Here is a 16,682-nt window from a genome sequence, read left to right as displayed (position 1 = left end):
CAGGTTCACCCGCGAGGCTGAGACTCCTCCAGCACCACCGGGGTCTGCATCCACCCTTCGAGCAGCCACCACGGATCCGGTGCGGTCTCCAGCGCGGCCGCGATCGGTCGCGGGCGGAGATCCCGTGCGACGAGCTCCGTCACCGGCAGCCACACGGCCCGATAGCTCCCCCGTTCAGAATCCGGCGGATTCGCGAACTCCGGCCCGTCGCCGGTCCCGAACTCGCCGCCGATCACGTCCGCGACGAAGTAGTGCTGAGTACTGTCGCCGAACTGCACGACCGCGACCGCCGCCCGGATCTTGACCAGCAGGCCGAGCTCCTCGTGCACCTCCCGGCGCGCGGCCTCGGCCGGGCTCTCGCCGCTCTCCACCTGACCGCCGGGCAGCACGTGGTACGTCCGCCCGTCGCGGACCCGCTCGATCGCGGCGATCCCGTCCTCGGTCAGCAGGACGACGCCGGCGCGGATCACGACCGCACCGCCAGGACCTGGAACCACGTCCCGATGCGCGACTCGCCCCGCTCCAGCCGCTGCACCGACCATCCGGTCGCGGCCAGCAGGTCCCTCAGCGGCTCCTCCTGCCACAGCACGAAATGCCGCGGGAGGTCGAGGTGCCGGTTCGACCACTCCTCCCCCTTGCCCTCGCGGGTGGCGAAGGCGAGGACCGGCGCGGCCCGCCGCGCCTTCCGCAGTACGCCGTCGAGCTGGGCGCGGTCGAAGTGCAGGAACACCGCGCTCGCGTAGACCGCGCCGTACGGCCCGCCGAAGTCGTCGGTGATCGCGTTCAGCCGGTCGGCGGCGTACCCGTCGGACCGCATCATCTCGACGAACGCCTGGGTCGCGTCGGTGCGGCGGACGACGTACCCGCGGGTCTCCAGCTCGATCGCGTCCTTGCCGGTGCCGCTGCCGAGCTCGAGCACGCGCCCGCCGGACGGCAGGCGTTCGGCGAGCAGGTCGATCAGCAGGTTGTTGGGTTCGCTGGGAATCGAGTCGCGGAACTTGCCGGCGGCCTGTTCGTACGACGCCAGCGTCAGCTCGTTGTCGGAGGCGAGCCGGGTCCAGCCGTCGCCGGTGTGCTCGACGATCGCCGGCAGCCGGAAGCCGAGGTCCAGCCCGAGAACGACCACGGTCTCGCCGCGGTGCAGGTCGGCGATCGCCTGCAGCTCGGCGTCCGGGCGCTGGGTCAGCTCGGGTACGACGGTGAGCTTCACGCCGAGGCGGTCGGCCAGCCGCGCCCCGGCGGCCGCCTCGAACGGGCCGGCGTACACCTGGGCGACCCGCTCGCCGACCGCCGCGTCCTGGACGTCACCGGGCAGCAGCAGGATGCGGGCGGGACACATGAGGTTCATCCGGCGACGTACTCCAAGGCCTCGGCGGCGTACTGCGGCCAGACGGCCGACTGGTCCAGAGGGATCCTTACCCACTCCTTCATCGGCCGACCCATCCCCGGGTCGAACTGCTCGACGCCGGGCAGCGCGAGCGCCCGCTCCCGCGGTTCCGGCGGGAGTTTGAAGGTCATCGCGTCGCCGTACATCCCGGCGAGCACCTTCTTGCCGATCTTCAGGCACGGCATGCCGAACATGCTGCCCCGGACCACGCCGCCCGCCTCCAGCCCGGCCGCGACCTCCTCGTACGCCGCGACCGCCGCGTCACTCACCTTCGGCATCATGGTCACCACCTTCCCACTCCGCGCGGCCGGTGCACTACGGTGCTTTGTCGTGCGCTTGGTGATTGCTACGTGTTCTGTGGACTACTCGGGGCGGCTGACGGCTCATCTGCCGATGGCGCCGCGCTTGCTGATGGTGAAGGCGGACGGGTCCGTGCTGATCCACGCCGACGGCGGGTCGTACAAGCCGCTGAACTGGATGTCCCCGCCGTGCAAGCTGACGGAGGAGGACAACGTCTGGAGCGTCACCAACAAGGCCGGTGAGGAGCTGCGGATCACCCTCGAGGAGGTGCACAGCGACACCGCGTACGAGCTCGGGACCGACCCCGGCCTGATCAAGGACGGCGTCGAGGCGCACCTGCAGGAGCTGCTCGCCGAGCACGTGCACACCTTCGGCGAGGGCTGGACGCTGGTCCGCCGGGAGTACCCGACCGCGATCGGCCCGGTCGACCTGCTGCTGCGCGACGCCGACGGCAAGCATGTCGCGGTCGAGATCAAGCGCCGCGGCGAGATCGACGGCGTCGAGCAGCTCACCCGGTACGTCGAACTCCTCAACCGCGACCCGCTGCTCGCCCCGGTCCGCGGCATCTTCGCCGCCCAGCTGATCAAGCCGCAGGCCCAGTTCCTCGCCACGGACCGCGGCCTGGAGTGCCTGACCGTCGACTACGACGCCCTGCGCGGCATGGAGTCCGACGTACTCCGGCTGTTCTAGCTCCTGACAAAGCAGCGAATTTGCCCGATTTCGGGCAGATGCTTGGCGTTGCCCCCGGAAAGACTGCATGGTTGACGGGTGATCAGTGAGGCGGCGGCTGTGGAGCCGGTCGACGAGCTGGCCGAGCAGGTCAGCCGGACGACGGGACTGTCGGCGGATGTCGCGCGGCGCGTGGTCGCCGACGTGCTGGCCTATTTCACCGAGACGACCGAGGAGTACGTCCGGCGCCGGCACCGTGAGCTGCAGACCTACGGCGCCCGCAACGACGAGATCTTCGCCCGCCTCGGCGCCGAGCTCCGGCACTGGCCGGTCCGCTCACCCGAACTCTCCGCCCGGCAGCTGCGACGGATCGTCTACGGCTGACCGGGCCGCTCAACCGAACCTACGAAGGGGCACCATCACATGTGCGGAATCGTCGGGTACGTCGGCACCAAGCCGGCCGCGCCCATCCTGGTGGACGGACTGGCCCGCTTGGAGTACCGCGGCTACGACTCGGCGGGTGTCGCCGTTCTCGGCTCGAGTGAGCTGAAGGTGCACAAGGACGCCGGCCGGGTCCGCGAGCTGGAGGCGTCGCTGCCGAAGCGGTTCGGCGGCAAGCTCGGCATCGGCCACACCCGGTGGGCCACCCACGGCGGCCCGAGCAAGGACAACGCGCACCCGCACGCCAGCGGCAACGAGCGGATCGCGGTCGTGCACAACGGCATCTTCGACAACGCCGCCGCGATCCGCGCGCAACTGGAGGACTCCGGCGTCAAGCTGCGCTCCGAGACCGACACCGAGGTGCTCGCGCACCTGATCGAGCAGGCAGACGGCGACACCCTCGAGGAGAAGGTGCTGGCCAGCCTGCGCCGGATCGAGGGCACCTACGGCATCGCGGTCGTCGACCTCGACTTCCCGGACCGGATCGTGGTCGCCCGCAACGGCAGCCCGCTGATCCTCGGCATCGGCGACGGCGAGATGCACATCGCCTCCGACGCCGCCGCGCTGATCCGCTACACCCGCCAGGTCGTGTATTTGGACGACGGCGAGCTCGCGACCGTGCGCGCCGACGGCTACCGCACGTTCACCCAGGACGCGTCGCCGACCACCAAGACCGCGAAGACGGTCGAGTGGGAGGCCGAGGAGTTCGAGCGCGGCCTGCACGAGCACTTCATGATGAAGGAGATCCACGAGCAGCCGGACGCGGTCGGCCGGGTCATCCGGGGCCGGCTGGACGAGCGCTTCCACACCGTGCACCTCGGCGGCCTGAACATGGACGCCCGCGAGGCGCGGGAGATCAAGCGGGTCAAGATCCTCGGCTGCGGTTCGGCGTACTACGCCGGCCAGATGGGCGCGCAGTTCATCGAGGAGGTCGCGCGGATCCCCGCCGACGCCGAGCCGGCCTCGGAGTTCCGGTACCGCAACCCGGTGGTCGAGCGGGACACGCTGTACGTCGCGGTGTCGCAGTCCGGCGAGACCCTGGACACGCTGGTCGCGGTGCAGGAGCTGAAGCGCAAGGGCGGCCGCGTGATCGGCCTGGTGAACGCGGTCGGTTCGAGCATCGCGCGTGAAGTCGACGGCGGTGTCTACCTGCACGCCGGCCCGGAGGTCTCGGTGGCGTCGACCAAGGCGCTGACCAACATGGCGGTCGGGTTCGCGATGCTCGGCATCCACCTCGGCCGGATCCGGGACGTCTCCCCCGCCGACGGCCGCCGGCTGATCGACGGCCTGAAGAAGCTGCCGGAGCACATCGCCGCGATCGTCGCGCAGGAGGAGGAGCTGGCCAAGATCGCCGGCCGGCTCGCGCAGCACGAATCGCTCTTCTTCGTCGGCCGGACCCGCGGCTACCCGGTCGCGCGCGAGGGTGCGCAGAAGCTCAAGGAGATCTCCTACCGGCACGCCGAGGCGTACCAGACCTCCGAGCTGAAGCACGGCCCGCTCGCGCTGATCTCGCCGGACGTGCCGAGCGTCGCGATCGTCCCCGACGACGAGCTGCTCGACCGCAACATCGGCGCACTGCACGAGATCGGCGCCCGCTCCGGCCCGCTGTACGTCGTGACGCACCCGGGCGTCGACGTACCGGACGGGGTCGCGGCGAAGATCGTGGTGCCGAAGAACGAGGCCGAGCTGGACCCGATCCTGCTGACCATCCCCCTGCAGATCATCGCGTACTACGCGGCCGTTGCCCTCGGCCACGACGTCGACAAGCCGCGCAACCTGGCGAAGTCGGTCACCGTCGAGTAGCCGACCGCGAGGTCATCACAATTGCGACACCACGGCCCCCGCCACGCTCAGCGTGCCGGGGGCCGTTCGGTTGTGATGGCCTGGGGATCAGAGCTGCTGCACAGGCTTGGCGCCGGGTCGGGTCACGGAGACCGCCGCGGGCTGCTCGGCCGTCGTGACCGCCGCTGTGCCCGGCGCGGTGCTCGGGCGAGCGGATCCGGGCCTCGGCAGGCCGCCGAGTGCGCGGTCGGCCGCGCTGGCCGCCTCGGCTCGCCTGTCGGCGCCGTTGAGCGCACCGACCAGCTGGCCCGCGGCGCGGCCGCGCTCGGCGCCCATGCTCCGGTACGGATGCAGGCCGAACTCGTTGACGAGCCGCTTGCACACCTCGACCCCACGCACCGAGTTGCCGACCGCGTCCAGACGCGGTGAGAACACCACGACGGCCATCCGCTTCGACGGCACGACCATCAAGACGTTGCCGGACACCCCGCTCTTGGCCGGCAGCCCGACCTCGTTCGAGAACTGCCCTGAGTCGTTGTACATCCCGCTGTGGCCCATCATCGACAGCACGCGGGCGGCGGTCTCCTCGGAGAACACCTGCCGGCCGCTCAAGGGCGCGACTCCACCGTTCGCGAGCGTGGCACCGGCCTTCACCAGGCTGTCGGCGGTCATGGTGAGCGAGCAGCCCATGGTGTAGAGCTCGGTGGCGTCCTCGGGGGCACGCCGGTCGGTCGGGCTCGCGCCGTACAGCTTCCCGTTCCGCGCCAGCGCGTTGGCGAACATGACGTTCCCGAACCCGGTTTCGCGCTCGGCCAGGAACGTCGCCCCGTGCAGCTGCGGACGCTCGCCGGTCATCGCGGCCCACGTGTCCCGGACGGTGGTGAACCTGGCGGACAGATCCTTGCCGGCGTCGACCAGGGCGAGCGTCCCGATCGCCCCGGCGTTGATCATCGGGTTGTGCGGCCGGCCGTCCGCACCCAGCGACAGGAGCGGATCGTTGAACGGACCGCCGCTCTGTTCCTGGCCGACCCAGCGGTGCACCTCCTCCGGGCCGAGCTGCTCCAGCGCGATCGCGTAGTTGAACGGCTTCGACGTCGACTGGACGCTGAACTCCGCCGCGGTGTCGCCGATCGAGAACACCTGGCCGTCGGCGGTGCAGATCGCGATCCCGAACTTCTCCGGATCGGCGTCCCGCAAGGTCGGGATGTAGTCCGCGGTCTCGCCGGACCGCTCGTCCAGCAGGTCGGTGTGGATCCGCTCCACGGCGTGCGCGAACGCCGCGAACTCGTCCGCGGGAACGGCCAGATCACCGGTCAGCGCTCGCTGGATCACCTCGTGCCGCGCGACCTCGGCGAACGTGTCGAGATCGAGCTGCACAGGCTGGGCGTACGGCGTGATCGCGGGCCGGCCGGCGGCGTCACGGACACCGTCCAGCGCCGCGCGGACCCGCGGATCGTCCGGCATGATCCCGGCCCGGCCGAGAGTGTTGAGCAATTCCCAGGACCAGATCCGGCCGTCGTCGTCGGTGTCGATCGTCGCGTACGACCGGAGCAGCTTCTCCGAGACGTCCATTGGCTGCTTCCTTCCCCAGCTGGCGGCAGGCGGGCGTGCACGACCACGCTGTCGGCGCGCAGCAGCTTGTCCTTCTTGTGTTTCCGGAGCAGTCACCTGGTGTTACGACCGCATCAAACGAAGGCATTGTAGGACAAGTCGGCTACTTGTATGATCACCCGGCATGGACCGCATCCGCCGCGTGCAGCTCAAGTCCGTCGTCCTCCCGCTCGACCAGCCGATCAGTGACGCCAAGGTGCTGACCGGGCGGCAGCGGCCGATGACCGATGTGGTGTTCCTGTTCGCCGAGATCGCGACCGAGCAGGACCAGCACGGTCTCGGGTTCAGCTACTCCAAGCGGGCCGGCGGACCGGCGCAGTACGCACATGCGAAGGAGATCGCGGCCAACCTGATCGGCGAGGACCCGTCCGACATCGCCAAGCTGTCCGACAAGCTGCTCTGGGCCGGCGCCTCGGTCGGCCGCTCGGGTGTCGCGACGCAGGCGATCGCCGCGATCGACATCGCACTGTGGGACCTGAAGGCCAAGCGAGCCGGCCTGCCGCTCGCCAAGCTGCTCGGCGCGCACCGTGACTCGGTCCGGGCGTACAACACCTCCGGCGGCTTCCTGCACGCCCCGATCGGGGAGGTGAAGGAGCGTGCGTCGACGTCGCTGGCCGACGGCATCGGCGGGATCAAGATCAAGGTCGGCCAGCCCGACAGCCGGATCGACCTCGAGCGCGTCCGGGCGGTGCGCGAACACCTCGGCGACGACGTCCCGCTGATGGTGGACGCGAACCAGCAGTGGGACCGGCCGACGGCGTTGCGGATCGGCCGGGTGCTGGAGCAGTTCGGGCTGGTGTGGATCGAGGAGCCGCTGGACGCGTACGACGCGCTCGGGCACGCGGAGCTCGCGGCGGCGCTCGACACCCCGATAGCGACCGGCGAGATGCTGTCCAGCGTCGGCGAGCACGTGCGGCTGATCGAGGCCCGCGCGGCCGACATCATCCAGCCGGACGCGCCCCGGATCGGCGGCATCACGCCGTTCCTCAAGCTCGCGACGCTGGCCGACCACCACGGTCTCCAGCTCGCGCCGCACTTCGCGATGGAGATCCACCTGCACCTCGCCGCGGCGTACCCGCGGGAGCCCTGGGTCGAGCACTTCGAGTGGCTGAACCCGCTGTTCAACGAGCGGCTGGAGACGGTCGACGGCCGGATGCTGGTCCCCGACCGGCCAGGGCTCGGCTTCACGACCACCGAGCAGTGCGCCCGCTGGACGGTCGACAGCTGCGAGTTCTCGTGAGCGGCTTGGCCGACCAGATCGTCGAGGACCTGAAGCGGCGGATCCTCGACGGCGGGATCGCGCCCGGTGCGAAGCTGCCGGGGGAGAACAGCCTGGTCGAGGAGTTCGGTGTCAGCCGGACCGTCGTCCGCGAGGCGGTGTCGCGGCTGCAGGCGGCCGGGCTGGTGGAGACGTTCCAGGGGCGCGGGTCGTTCGTGCTCGAGGTCCCGGAGCGTACGGCGGGGCTGCGCGAGGTGCGCTCGCACCGCGACGTGCTGGACCTGATGGATTTCCGGATCGGCGTCGAGAGCGAGGCGGCGGGGCTGGCCGCGGGACGGCGGACCGACCATCAGCTGAAGGGCATCGAGCGGGCGCTGGACGACTTCCGGCGCGTCGGTGACGATCCGGGCCGGTCGGTGGAGGCGGACTTCGCGTTCCACCTCAAGGTTGCTGTTGCTTCGGGCAACCGGTTCTACGCGGACCTGGTCGGCGAACTCGGGCCGATGATGATCATGCTGCCGCGGACCCGGCTCGACCCGGCGTACGAGATGTCGGATCCGGAGCACCTGACCCGGGTGGTGCACGAGCACGAGAACATCGGCGCGGCGATCGCGCGGTCGGATCCGGAGGCGGCGCGGGCGGCGATGCGCGTGCACCTGTCGGGTACCCGGCACCGGTTGACCCGGCATCCCGGCTAGCGTTGCACGGCATGCCCCAGCTCGTTCACGCCCGCAAACCGGCACCGCGCGCCGGGCGCCGGCATCCGGACTGGATCGAGGTCCGGCCGGACGGGATCACCGCGGTGCGTGCGTCCGGTTCGTCATGGGAACTCGTACGGAACGACGACAGCGTGCTGCGCATCGTGGAGTCCCGCGGCCGGCCGTACCTGCAACTCGACGGCATAACCTCCACCGGCCGAATCCCCCTCGCCCGCTTCGACGCAGACGAACTCCACCAAGCCACCCAAGCCGAAGGCTGGCCCTGGTCCCCCACTCTTGCCACGCCCGAGACGAACTCCCCCAGCTCCCTCAACACCAACAGGTGGCTGGGCGTAGCGGGGGTTGTTGCTGCTGGGGTGTTGGTGTTGGCGTTTGAGGGTGGGTCGCCGGTTGCGATCATGTTCGCGGTGATGGGGCCTGGCGTCCTGCTTGCGTTGGGGCTGGTCTGGCTGTCTGTTCGGCATGCGTTGCGGGTCAAGCTGACCGTCGCCGTCCGGCCGGACCGGGTGACGGTTACCCGCGGGACGCTTGCCTCGCAGGTCGTGCAGCGGACGGCCGTCACCTCGAGCACAGTCGGAAGGCGTTACGTCCGCCTTCGTGGGCCGGACGGCAAGACGCTTCTGTACGTCCCGCTGAACCCGCAGCGCACCGCCGTACTGAACGCCCTCTCCGCCAACGGCTGGCCTGTCTAGCCATGCGTTTCCAACGCCCATATCGCACCGAGTGATACCTTTCGTGCATCATGTTCTCGCTCGACCAGCTGAGTGCCTTCGTCGCCGTCGCGGAGGAGTTGCACTTCGGGCGCGCCGCTGAGCGGCTGAACATGACCCAGCCGCCGCTCAGCCGGCAGGTGCAGAAACTCGAGCGGGCCGTCGGTGCCCGGCTGCTGGAGCGCGACAACCGCAAGGTCGAGCTGACCGAGGCCGGGCGGGCGTTCCTGACCGAGGCGCGCCGGCTGCTCGCGCTGGTCGAGACCGCGGGAGATCTCGCCCGCCGGGTCGACCAGGGCGCGGCCGGGACGCTGCGGCTCGGCTTCACCGCCACGTCGGCGATCCGGACGCTCGGCCCGCTGCTGCGCCGGATGTCCGAGGAGCTGCCGGACGTGGACGTGATCCTGCACGAGCGGGTCACGCCGGCGCAGATCGACGGCCTGCTGCGCGGCGAGCTGGATCTCGGGCTCGGGCGGCCGCCGTTCGACGCCGCCGTCCTGGACTCACGCATCGTGTCCCGCGAACCCTTGTGTGCCGTTGTCCCCGGCAACCATCGGCTCGCCGCCCTCGGCCGGCCGCTCACGTCGGCCGACTTCAGCGGCGAGCAGGTGATCAGCTACTCGCCCACCCAGGCCCGGTACTTCCACGAGCTGACCGTGCGGTTCCTCGCCGAGTCGCACCCGCGGATCGAGCAGCGGGTGCAGCAGATCCTCACCGTGATCCTGCTGGTCGCGGCCGGTCGCGGCGTCGCGCTGGTGCCCGCGTCGGCCCGGCACCTCGGCGTCGAGGGCGTGACGTACTGCGACCTGGACGGCCCCGGCGGGCCGGTCGAGCTGCACGCGATCTGGCGCCGAGACGCGATCAGCCCGGTCCTGCAGCGCGTCCTCACGATGCTCCCAGAGCATCATTAGATCCAAAATCGATCTTGGACAGGTATCCACCGCGGTTCTTACGCTGACCGGCGTGACCCACTACTCCCCCGCGGAACTCGCCGCGCAGCTGAAGACCGGGCTGCTGTCGTTCCCCGTCACGCACTTCCACGCGGACCTCGGTTTCAACGAGGCCGGGTACCGCGAGCACCTGTCCTGGCTGAGCCAGTACGACGTCGCAGGTCTGTTCGCCGCGGGCGGTACCGGCGAGGGCTTCTCCCTCACGCCGGAGGAGATCGACATGGTCGTCCGCACGGCTGTCTCCGAGGTGAACGGGCGGGTCCCGGTGATCGCGCCGGCGACGGGCGGGACCGCGTCGGCGATGGCGGGGGCGCGCGCGGCAGAGGCGGCGGGCGCGGACGGGATCCTGCTGTTCCCGCCGTACCTGACCGAGGCGGGTCAGCGTGGTTTGATCGAGCACGTGTCGGCGGTCTGCCGCAGCACGGGCCTCGGGGTGACGGTCTACAGCCGGGCGAACGCGATCCTCAGCGATGTGACGGTCGCCGAGCTCGCGGACCGGAACCCGAACCTGGTCTGCCTGAAGGACGGCGTCGGGAACGTCGAGCAGATGACCCGGACCTATGCGCGGGTCGGCGAGCGGCTCACGTACGTCGGCGGGCTGCCGACGGCCGAGACGTTCGCGCTGCCGCTGCTGCAGCTCGGGTACAGCACGTACTCCTCGGCGATCTTCAACTTCGTGCCGGAGTTCGCGCTCGGCTTCTACGCCGACGTGATCGCCCAGGACCGCGTCTCGGTGTACCGGAAGCTGAACGAGTTCGTGCTGCCGTACCTGGACATCCGCGACCGGACCAAGGGGTACGCCGTGTCGATCGTGAAGGCCGGCGTGAACGCGATCGGCCGCGGCGCCGGACCGGTACGGCCGCCGCTGCAGGACCTCACCCAGGACGAGCTCGCCCAGCTCACCGAGTTGATCGGGAAGGTCCGATGACTCCGACCGTCACGTCGGTCGAGGTCGTGCCGGTCGCCGGCTACGACAGCATGCTGCTCAATCTGAGCGGCGCGCACGGTCCGTTCTTCACCCGCAACGTAGTGATCGTCACCGACGGCGCGGGCAACACCGGCCTCGGAGAGGTCCCCGGCGGCGAGAAGATCGCCGGCACGATCCGCGAAGCCGCTCAGTTGGTGGTGGGCAAGGAGCTGTCCCACCATCGGAGCATCCTCCGGTCCATCGCCACGAGATTCCAAGGCCTCGACAGCGAGGGCCGCGGGCTGCAGACCTTCGACCTCCGGACGACGGTGCATGCCGTGACCGGGCTCGAGTGCGCGCTGCTCGACCTGCTCGGCCAGCACCTCGGCGTACCTGTCGCGGAACTCCTCGGCGAAGGACAGCAACGCGCCGCAGTCCCCGTCCTGGGTTACTTGTTCTACGTCGGCGACGTAGAACAGACCGACCTGCCCTACAGGACCGAAGCCGGCGAGGACAGCTGGTTGCAGCTGCGGCGGAGGCCGGCGTTGACGGCTGATGCGGTGGTCGAGCTGGCCGTCGCGGCGCAGGAGCGGTACGGGTTCGCGGACTTCAAGCTGAAAGGCGGCGTCTTCGATCCGCACGTCGAGATCGACGCGGTCCGGGCCTTGCACGAGCGGTTCCCGTCCGCGCGGATCACCGTCGACCCGAACGGCGCGTGGCTGGTCCGCGAAGCCGTGGCGGTCTGCTCGGGACTGGACGACGTCCTCGCGTACGTCGAGGACCCGTGCGGCGCCGAGCCCGGGTTCTCCGGGCGGGAGACGATGGCCGAGTTCAAGCGGCAGACCGGTCTGCGCACGGCCACGAACATGATCGCGACCGACTGGCGCGAGCTGGCGCACGCGATCCGCACGGACGCCGTCGACATCCCGCTGGCGGATCCGCACTTCTGGACGATGGCCGGATCGGTGCGGGTCGCGCAGCTGTGCCACGACTTCGGGCTGACCTGGGGCTCGCACTCCAACAACCACTTCGACATCTCGCTGGCGATGTTCACCCATGTCGGCGCGGCCGCACCGGGTGAGATCACCGCGCTCGACACGCACTGGATCTGGCAGGACGGGCAGGCGCTGACCAAGGACCCGCTCCGGATCGCCGGCGGCGAGATCGCCGTACCGACGCGGCCGGGGCTCGGGGTCGAGCTCGACCGGGACGCACTGGCCGCCGCTCACGAGCTGTACCTGGAGCACGGGCTCGGCGCCCGCGACGACGCGATCGCGATGCGGTCCCTGATCGAGGACTGGGAGTTCGACCCGAAACGGCCTTGTATGGTGCGGTAGATGAAGGTCTTCTTGTCAACGGACATGGAGGGTACGGCGGGAGTCGTCGACTGGAGCCAGGCGCGCGGCCCCGCCACGGAGTACGAGTACTACCGGGGCCAGCTGCAGGCCGAGGTGAACGCCGCGATCGACGGCGCGCTGGCCGCGGGCGGGACCGAGTTCCTGGTGAACGACTCGCACTCGACGATGCAGAACCTCCGCCCCGACGAACTGCACGGACGCGCGAGCTACCTGTCCGGGAAACACAAGCCGCTGTACATGATGCAAGGCCTCGACGAGTCGTTCGACGCCGCGTTCTTCGTCTCTTACCACGGGTCGGCGGGGGCGACGTCGTCCGTGCTGCACCACACCTACAACCCGCGGGCGATCGCCGAGGTCCGGCTGAACGGCACGGTCACCGGCGAGGCCGGCATCAACGCGCTGGTGGCGCTCGCCTGCCGGGTGCCGGTCGTGCTGATCTCCGGCGACCGGGTCACGATCGACGAGGCGCAGGCGTTCTGCCCGGACATCGAGTCGGTCGTGGTGAAGGACTCGGTGTCGCACAACGCCGCGCTGTCGGTCCATCCTGAACGCGCGCGCGAGCTGATCCACGACGGTGCCCGCCGCGCGCTCGCCCGGGTGAGCGACATCCGGCTGCCGGGCATCACGCTGCCGGCCGAGCTGACCGTCCGGTTCCACACCCGGGCCTTCGCCGAGCTGGCCTGCGAGCTGCGCGGCGTCGAGCGGCGCGAGGAGCGAGTCGTTGCCTTGCGCAACGACGATCCGCTGCGGCTTTACCGGACCTTCATCGCGACCGTCCTGCTGAGCCGCGGCGTCAGCGAGTAGGTTTGCCCCGGTGCTGTCGTCTCTCCCTAGGAGCCCGGAATGCGTTGGCAGAAGCCGCTGGCCGCAGCTGTCGTCCTGACCGCCCTCACCACGACGCTCACCGCGTCGGCGATGCCGGACACGCACGACGGCGGCGGCGGGGTGTGCTCGCCGGACGCCACGCTCCTCGGGTTCAGCGACGCGCTGGACAAGACGACGTTCGGCGGGCAGCCGGTGGCCGGCCTGTCGGCGCTCAACGTGACCGGGCCGCACAGCGCGGTCGCGCTCGTGGACAACGTCGGGACCACGCCGGCCCGTGTCTTCGACCTGCACGTCAACGGCAGGCCGACGTCGGTGAGCGTCGACGGGATGACGATTCTCCGGCGCCCGGACGGCACGCCGTACAACGGCGGCGACTTCGACGGTGAGGGGCTGGTCGTCGAGCGCGGCGACCGGACCATCCTGGCGACGTCGGAGCGCGAGCCGTCCATCCGCCGCTTCCGTTTGTCGGACGGGAAGCAGATCGGCGAGCTCCCGGTGCCGGCCCGTTTCCTGGTCGCGCCGGCCGGGGAAGCTACCGCCAACGCGACGTTCGAGTCTCTGGCGGTGAGCCGCGACGGCCTGTCGCTGTACGCCGGGATGGAAGGGCCGCTCGCATCGGACGGGACCGACACCGGCAACCGCACGCGGAACCGGATCATCCGGTACGCCGGTCTGCCCGGCCACGCGTACCGGCCCGTGGCGCAGTACGCCTACCAGCCCGACCCGGGGCTCGCACTCGTCGAGCTCGCGTCGGCGGGACCGACGGAGCTGGTGTCGATGGAGCGGACGTACACGCCGGGCGTCGGCAACACGATCCGCGTGTTCACCGTCTCGCTGCGCCGGGCCGCCGATGTCTCGAAGGTGGCCTCGCTGGCCGACGTACCGTCATCGGTCTTCCTGCGGAAGAAGCTGCTGTTCGACCTGGTGGACTGCCCGCCGTCGGGTGCGGTCGCCAAGCAGCCGCAACCGAACCCGTTGCTCGACAACGTCGAGGCTCTCGCCCTCGGCGGCTACCTCCCGGGCGGCCGGCGCCAGCTGTACCTGATGTCGGACGACAACAACGGCGCCACCCAGATCACCCGCTTCTACTCGCTGGCTGTCAACCTCCACTGAGCGCGGCAGCTCGACAGTACGTATACGTCCACTGAACGGTCGGCGCGGACCGGCGCACGCCTGAGAGTCGCGCCGACCGGCGGACACCTCCTGTCGAGCTGCAGATTCGCCGCCGGGTGGTGTGATGTCCGTGCGTGCGTAACACTGTGTGAATGCGCGTGATCGTTGTCGGGGCGGGCGTGATCGGGCTCAGTTGCGCCATCAGGCTCGCCGAGGGCGGGTACGAGGTGGCGGTGTTCGCTCGCGACCTGCCGCTGGAGACCACGTCGTCGGTGGCGGCCGCGATCTGGTACCCGTACCTGTCGGCGCCGGAGGACCGGGTGGCCGGCTGGTCGCGGACGTCGTACGAGGAGTTCGCGAAGCTGGCGGAGGTCGAGCCGTCGGTGCGACTGCTGCACGGGCGCGAGTTCCTGGTCGAGCGGACGCCGGATCCGGGGTGGGCCGATGTCCTGCCCGATCTCAGCCGGGTCGGGTCGCCGCCGGTCGGGTTCGCGGACGGGTGGGCGTTCACGACCCCGGTGATCGACATGCCGGCGTACCTGCCGGCGCTGGTGAAACGGCTCGAGGCGGCCGGCGGGACACTGACCCGCGCGGCGCTGTCCGCGCTGCCGACCGGGGCCGACCTGGTCGTGAACTGCACCGGGCTGGGCGCCCGGCTGACCGCGAGCGACCCGACGGTGACGCCGATCCGCGGGCAGGTGCTGACGGTCGAACCGTGCGGGCTCACCGAGTGGCTGATCGCGGACCGTTCGCCGGACGAGATGACGTATGTGATCCCACGCCCGAACGACGTGGTCGTCGGCGGCACCAGCCAGCCCGGCGACTGGAACCTGACGGTCGACCCGACGACCTCGTCGGAGATCCTCGAGCGCGCGGCCGAGCTGGTTCCCCAGCTCCGCACGGCGAAAGTCGTCCGGCAGCGGGTGGGGCTGCGGCCGGCGCGACCGGCGATCCGGTGCGAACTCGTCCGCACCCGGTCCGGTGAGCCGATCATCCACTGCTACGGCCACGGCGGCTCGGGCGTCACCGTCTCCTGGGGCTGCGCGGACGAGGTCTTCGAACTTGTCCAAGGCGTCTGACCTGCCGGTCATCCTGGACGGCGGCCTGTCCAACGCGCTGGAGGACCGCGGCCACGACCTGTCCGACGCGCTGTGGTCCGCCCGGCTGCTGCGGGACGATCCGGCAGAGATCGCTGCGGTGCACCGCGCCTACTACGAGGCCGGCGCGATGGTCGCGACCACGGCGAGCTACCAGGCCAGCCTGGCCGGCTTCGAACGCGCCGGTGTCGACCGCACCGAGGCCGAACGCCTGATCGCGAGCTCGGTCCGGATCGCCCGCGAGGTCCGCGACGAGTTCCCCGGCCGGCTGGTCGCCGCCTCCGTCGGCCCGTACGGCGCGATGCTCGCCGACGGCTCGGAGTACCGCGGCCGGTACGGCGTCAGCTCGGCCGTCCTGCGCGACTTCCACGGTCCTCGCCTGGAACTCCTGGCCGCCGCCGGCCCCGACCTGCTCGCCGTCGAAACGATCCCGGACACCCAGGAGGCCGAGGTGCTCGTCGAGCTCATCCGCGATCTCGGCGTCCCCGCCTGGTTCTCGTACTCGATCGACGGCGACCGCACCCGGGCCGGCCAGCCGCTCACCGAAGCCTTCAGCATCCCGGCCGTTACCCAGGTGGTTGCTATCGGCATCAACTGTTGCAAGCCTGCCGACGTCCTGCCCGCCGTCCGGACCGCGGTCGCCACCACCGGCAGGCCCGCGATCGCCTACCCCAACCGGGGCGGGGCGTGGGACCCGATCGCCCGGCACTGGGTCGGCGACGGCACCGGGCCGGACACCTTCGCCCGCGAGTGGGTGGCCGCAGGAGCGACGTACGTCGGCGGCTGCTGTCGAGTCGGCCCGGACGACATCCGGGCGCTCGCGGCGAGCGTGACCTAGACCTGCCTCACATCCGTGCTTTGAGGACGTCGACCTCGCAGCCCGGCGCGAAGGCATCGAAGCCGTGCTCGATCAGCCAGCGCACGATCAGCAGACTCCGCAACGACCACCACGCCCGGATCACGTCGAGGTCGACGTCGGCGCCGTACCCGGCGAGGAGGTCGCCGAGGTGGTCCTCGTGGCCCAGCGTGAAGGTGGCCAGGTCGAACAGGGCATCACCCTGACCCGCCTCGGACCAGTCGATGATGCCGGTGACCTCGTCACCATCGAGGAAGAGGTGCGCGATCTGCAGGTCGCCGTGGGTGAACGCCGGGGCCCACGGCCGGAGCGCGGCCTCGGCGACCTCGCGGTTGCGGGCGACCAGGTCGGCGGGCAGGACGCCCTTGCTCACGAGCAGCTCGCACTCGGTGTCGAGTTCGGCCGTCAGCGTCGCGATGCTCCGGCCGGCCTGGCCCTGCCGGGGTGGCAGCGGCGCCTCGTGCATCGTCCGGATGGCGGCGCCCGCCGCGGCCCAGGCCGCGGGCGACCCGGTCGACGGCCCGCCGAGACGCCCGAGCGTCGAGCCCGGGACCGCGGCGATCGCCAGCACGTTCGGCTTGCGCCACAGGAGCTCCGGGATCGGGACCGGCGCGAGGGTCATCGCCTCGACCTCGGCGTCGAGGCGCGCCGGATCGGAGTCCACCTTCAGGAACACGTCCCCGACGCGCAGCGTCGCACGCTCGGAATGCGCGACGACGACCTCGACCTCATCCATGG

General features: G+C 70.6%; 18 protein-coding genes. 13 read left to right on the top strand and 5 right to left on the bottom strand.

The window, feature by feature from the left end; all coding sequences use genetic code 11:
• Window positions 1–5: 5 nt before the first annotated feature.
• From ABZW60_RS31800 to ABZW60_RS31790, 3 genes are read right to left on the bottom strand one after another with little or no spacing between them, the layout of a single operon-like run.
• Entirely contained in the window at window positions 6–470 is a 465-nt protein-coding gene (locus ABZW60_RS31800; RefSeq protein ID WP_355483118.1) for an NUDIX domain-containing protein, read from the bottom strand.
• On the bottom strand, window positions 467–1,348 hold the full coding sequence (locus tag ABZW60_RS31795; RefSeq protein WP_355483116.1) for a class I SAM-dependent methyltransferase: 882 nt from the start codon (window positions 1,346–1,348) through the stop codon (window positions 467–469). Before ABZW60_RS31795 ends, ABZW60_RS31800 begins: the two co-directional genes overlap by 4 nt.
• Entirely contained in the window at window positions 1,345–1,668 is a 324-nt protein-coding gene (locus ABZW60_RS31790; protein ID WP_355483114.1) for a hypothetical protein, read from the bottom strand. The genes ABZW60_RS31795 and ABZW60_RS31790 overlap by 4 nt, the downstream gene beginning before the upstream one ends.
• A gap of 49 nt (window positions 1,669–1,717) precedes the next feature.
• Here ABZW60_RS31790 and nucS point away from each other — a divergent pair, with 49 nt between their 5' ends.
• The 3 genes from nucS (at window position 1,718) to glmS (ending at window position 4,600) form a co-directional block, all read left to right on the top strand.
• Window positions 1,718–2,377, top strand: coding sequence for an endonuclease NucS (gene nucS / locus ABZW60_RS31785; RefSeq protein WP_355483112.1), 660 nt, complete (start codon window positions 1,718–1,720; stop codon window positions 2,375–2,377).
• An 81-nt stretch (window positions 2,378–2,458) separates the two neighbouring features.
• A complete protein-coding gene (locus tag ABZW60_RS31780; RefSeq protein WP_355483761.1) occupies window positions 2,459–2,740 on the top strand; it encodes a hypothetical protein in 282 nt (93 codons plus the stop codon).
• A 39-nt stretch (window positions 2,741–2,779) separates the two neighbouring features.
• Entirely contained in the window at window positions 2,780–4,600 is a 1,821-nt protein-coding gene (gene glmS / locus ABZW60_RS31775; protein WP_355483110.1) for a glutamine--fructose-6-phosphate transaminase (isomerizing), read from the top strand.
• Window positions 4,601–4,687: 87 nt separating this feature from the next.
• Here glmS and glsA read toward each other — a convergent pair whose 3' ends face one another.
• Window positions 4,688–6,151: a glutaminase A gene (glsA, locus tag ABZW60_RS31770; protein WP_355483108.1), complete on the bottom strand. Its 1,464-nt coding sequence runs from the start codon at window positions 6,149–6,151 to the stop codon at window positions 4,688–4,690.
• Between the two features lie 163 nt (window positions 6,152–6,314).
• On the opposite strand from glsA, the gene ABZW60_RS31765 reads away from it, so the two are divergent.
• The 10 genes from ABZW60_RS31765 to mmuM all read left to right on the top strand — a co-directional run bounded on the left by ABZW60_RS31765 (window position 6,315) and on the right by mmuM (window position 15,926).
• The gene (locus tag ABZW60_RS31765; protein WP_355483106.1) at window positions 6,315–7,430 is read left to right on the top strand and encodes a mandelate racemase/muconate lactonizing enzyme family protein; all 1,116 of its coding nucleotides are present in this window, start codon (window positions 6,315–6,317) and stop codon (window positions 7,428–7,430) included.
• Complete coding sequence (locus ABZW60_RS31760; RefSeq protein ID WP_355483105.1) at window positions 7,427–8,107, top strand: FadR/GntR family transcriptional regulator; 681 nt, start codon at window positions 7,427–7,429, stop codon at window positions 8,105–8,107. The genes ABZW60_RS31765 and ABZW60_RS31760 overlap by 4 nt, the downstream gene beginning before the upstream one ends.
• A gap of 11 nt (window positions 8,108–8,118) precedes the next feature.
• A complete protein-coding gene (locus tag ABZW60_RS31755) occupies window positions 8,119–8,820 on the top strand; it encodes a hypothetical protein (protein ID WP_355483103.1) in 702 nt (233 codons plus the stop codon).
• 50 nt (window positions 8,821–8,870) lie between these two features.
• Window positions 8,871–9,749, top strand: a complete 879-nt coding sequence (locus ABZW60_RS31750; RefSeq protein ID WP_355483101.1) for a LysR family transcriptional regulator — start codon at window positions 8,871–8,873, stop codon at window positions 9,747–9,749.
• 52 nt (window positions 9,750–9,801) lie between these two features.
• Window positions 9,802–10,716 (top strand): 5-dehydro-4-deoxyglucarate dehydratase, encoded by a 915-nt coding sequence (kdgD, locus tag ABZW60_RS31745; protein WP_355483099.1) that lies wholly within the window; start codon window positions 9,802–9,804, stop codon window positions 10,714–10,716.
• On the top strand, window positions 10,713–12,032 hold the full coding sequence (locus tag ABZW60_RS31740; RefSeq protein ID WP_355483097.1) for an enolase C-terminal domain-like protein: 1,320 nt from the start codon (window positions 10,713–10,715) through the stop codon (window positions 12,030–12,032). Before kdgD ends, ABZW60_RS31740 begins: the two co-directional genes overlap by 4 nt.
• Window positions 12,033–12,857, top strand: coding sequence for a M55 family metallopeptidase (locus tag ABZW60_RS31735; protein WP_355483095.1), 825 nt, complete (start codon window positions 12,033–12,035; stop codon window positions 12,855–12,857).
• 39 nt (window positions 12,858–12,896) lie between these two features.
• On the top strand, window positions 12,897–13,991 hold the full coding sequence (locus ABZW60_RS31730) for an esterase-like activity of phytase family protein (protein WP_355483093.1): 1,095 nt from the start codon (window positions 12,897–12,899) through the stop codon (window positions 13,989–13,991).
• A 152-nt stretch (window positions 13,992–14,143) separates the two neighbouring features.
• Window positions 14,144–15,070 (top strand): FAD-dependent oxidoreductase, encoded by a 927-nt coding sequence (locus ABZW60_RS31725; RefSeq protein WP_355483091.1) that lies wholly within the window; start codon window positions 14,144–14,146, stop codon window positions 15,068–15,070.
• Window positions 15,054–15,926 (top strand): homocysteine S-methyltransferase, encoded by an 873-nt coding sequence (mmuM, locus tag ABZW60_RS31720; protein WP_355483090.1) that lies wholly within the window; start codon window positions 15,054–15,056, stop codon window positions 15,924–15,926. Before ABZW60_RS31725 ends, mmuM begins: the two co-directional genes overlap by 17 nt.
• A 7-nt stretch (window positions 15,927–15,933) precedes the next feature.
• Here mmuM and ABZW60_RS31715 read toward each other — a convergent pair whose 3' ends face one another.
• A complete protein-coding gene (locus ABZW60_RS31715) occupies window positions 15,934–16,680 on the bottom strand; it encodes a phosphotransferase (RefSeq protein ID WP_355483088.1) in 747 nt (248 codons plus the stop codon).
• Window positions 16,681–16,682 lie beyond the last annotated feature (2 nt).

It is taken from the genome of Kribbella sp. NPDC003557, assembly GCF_040610805.1.
GTDB lineage: Bacteria > Actinomycetota > Actinomycetes > Propionibacteriales > Kribbellaceae > Kribbella.
This window is presented reverse-complemented; position numbering and strand designations above follow the sequence as displayed.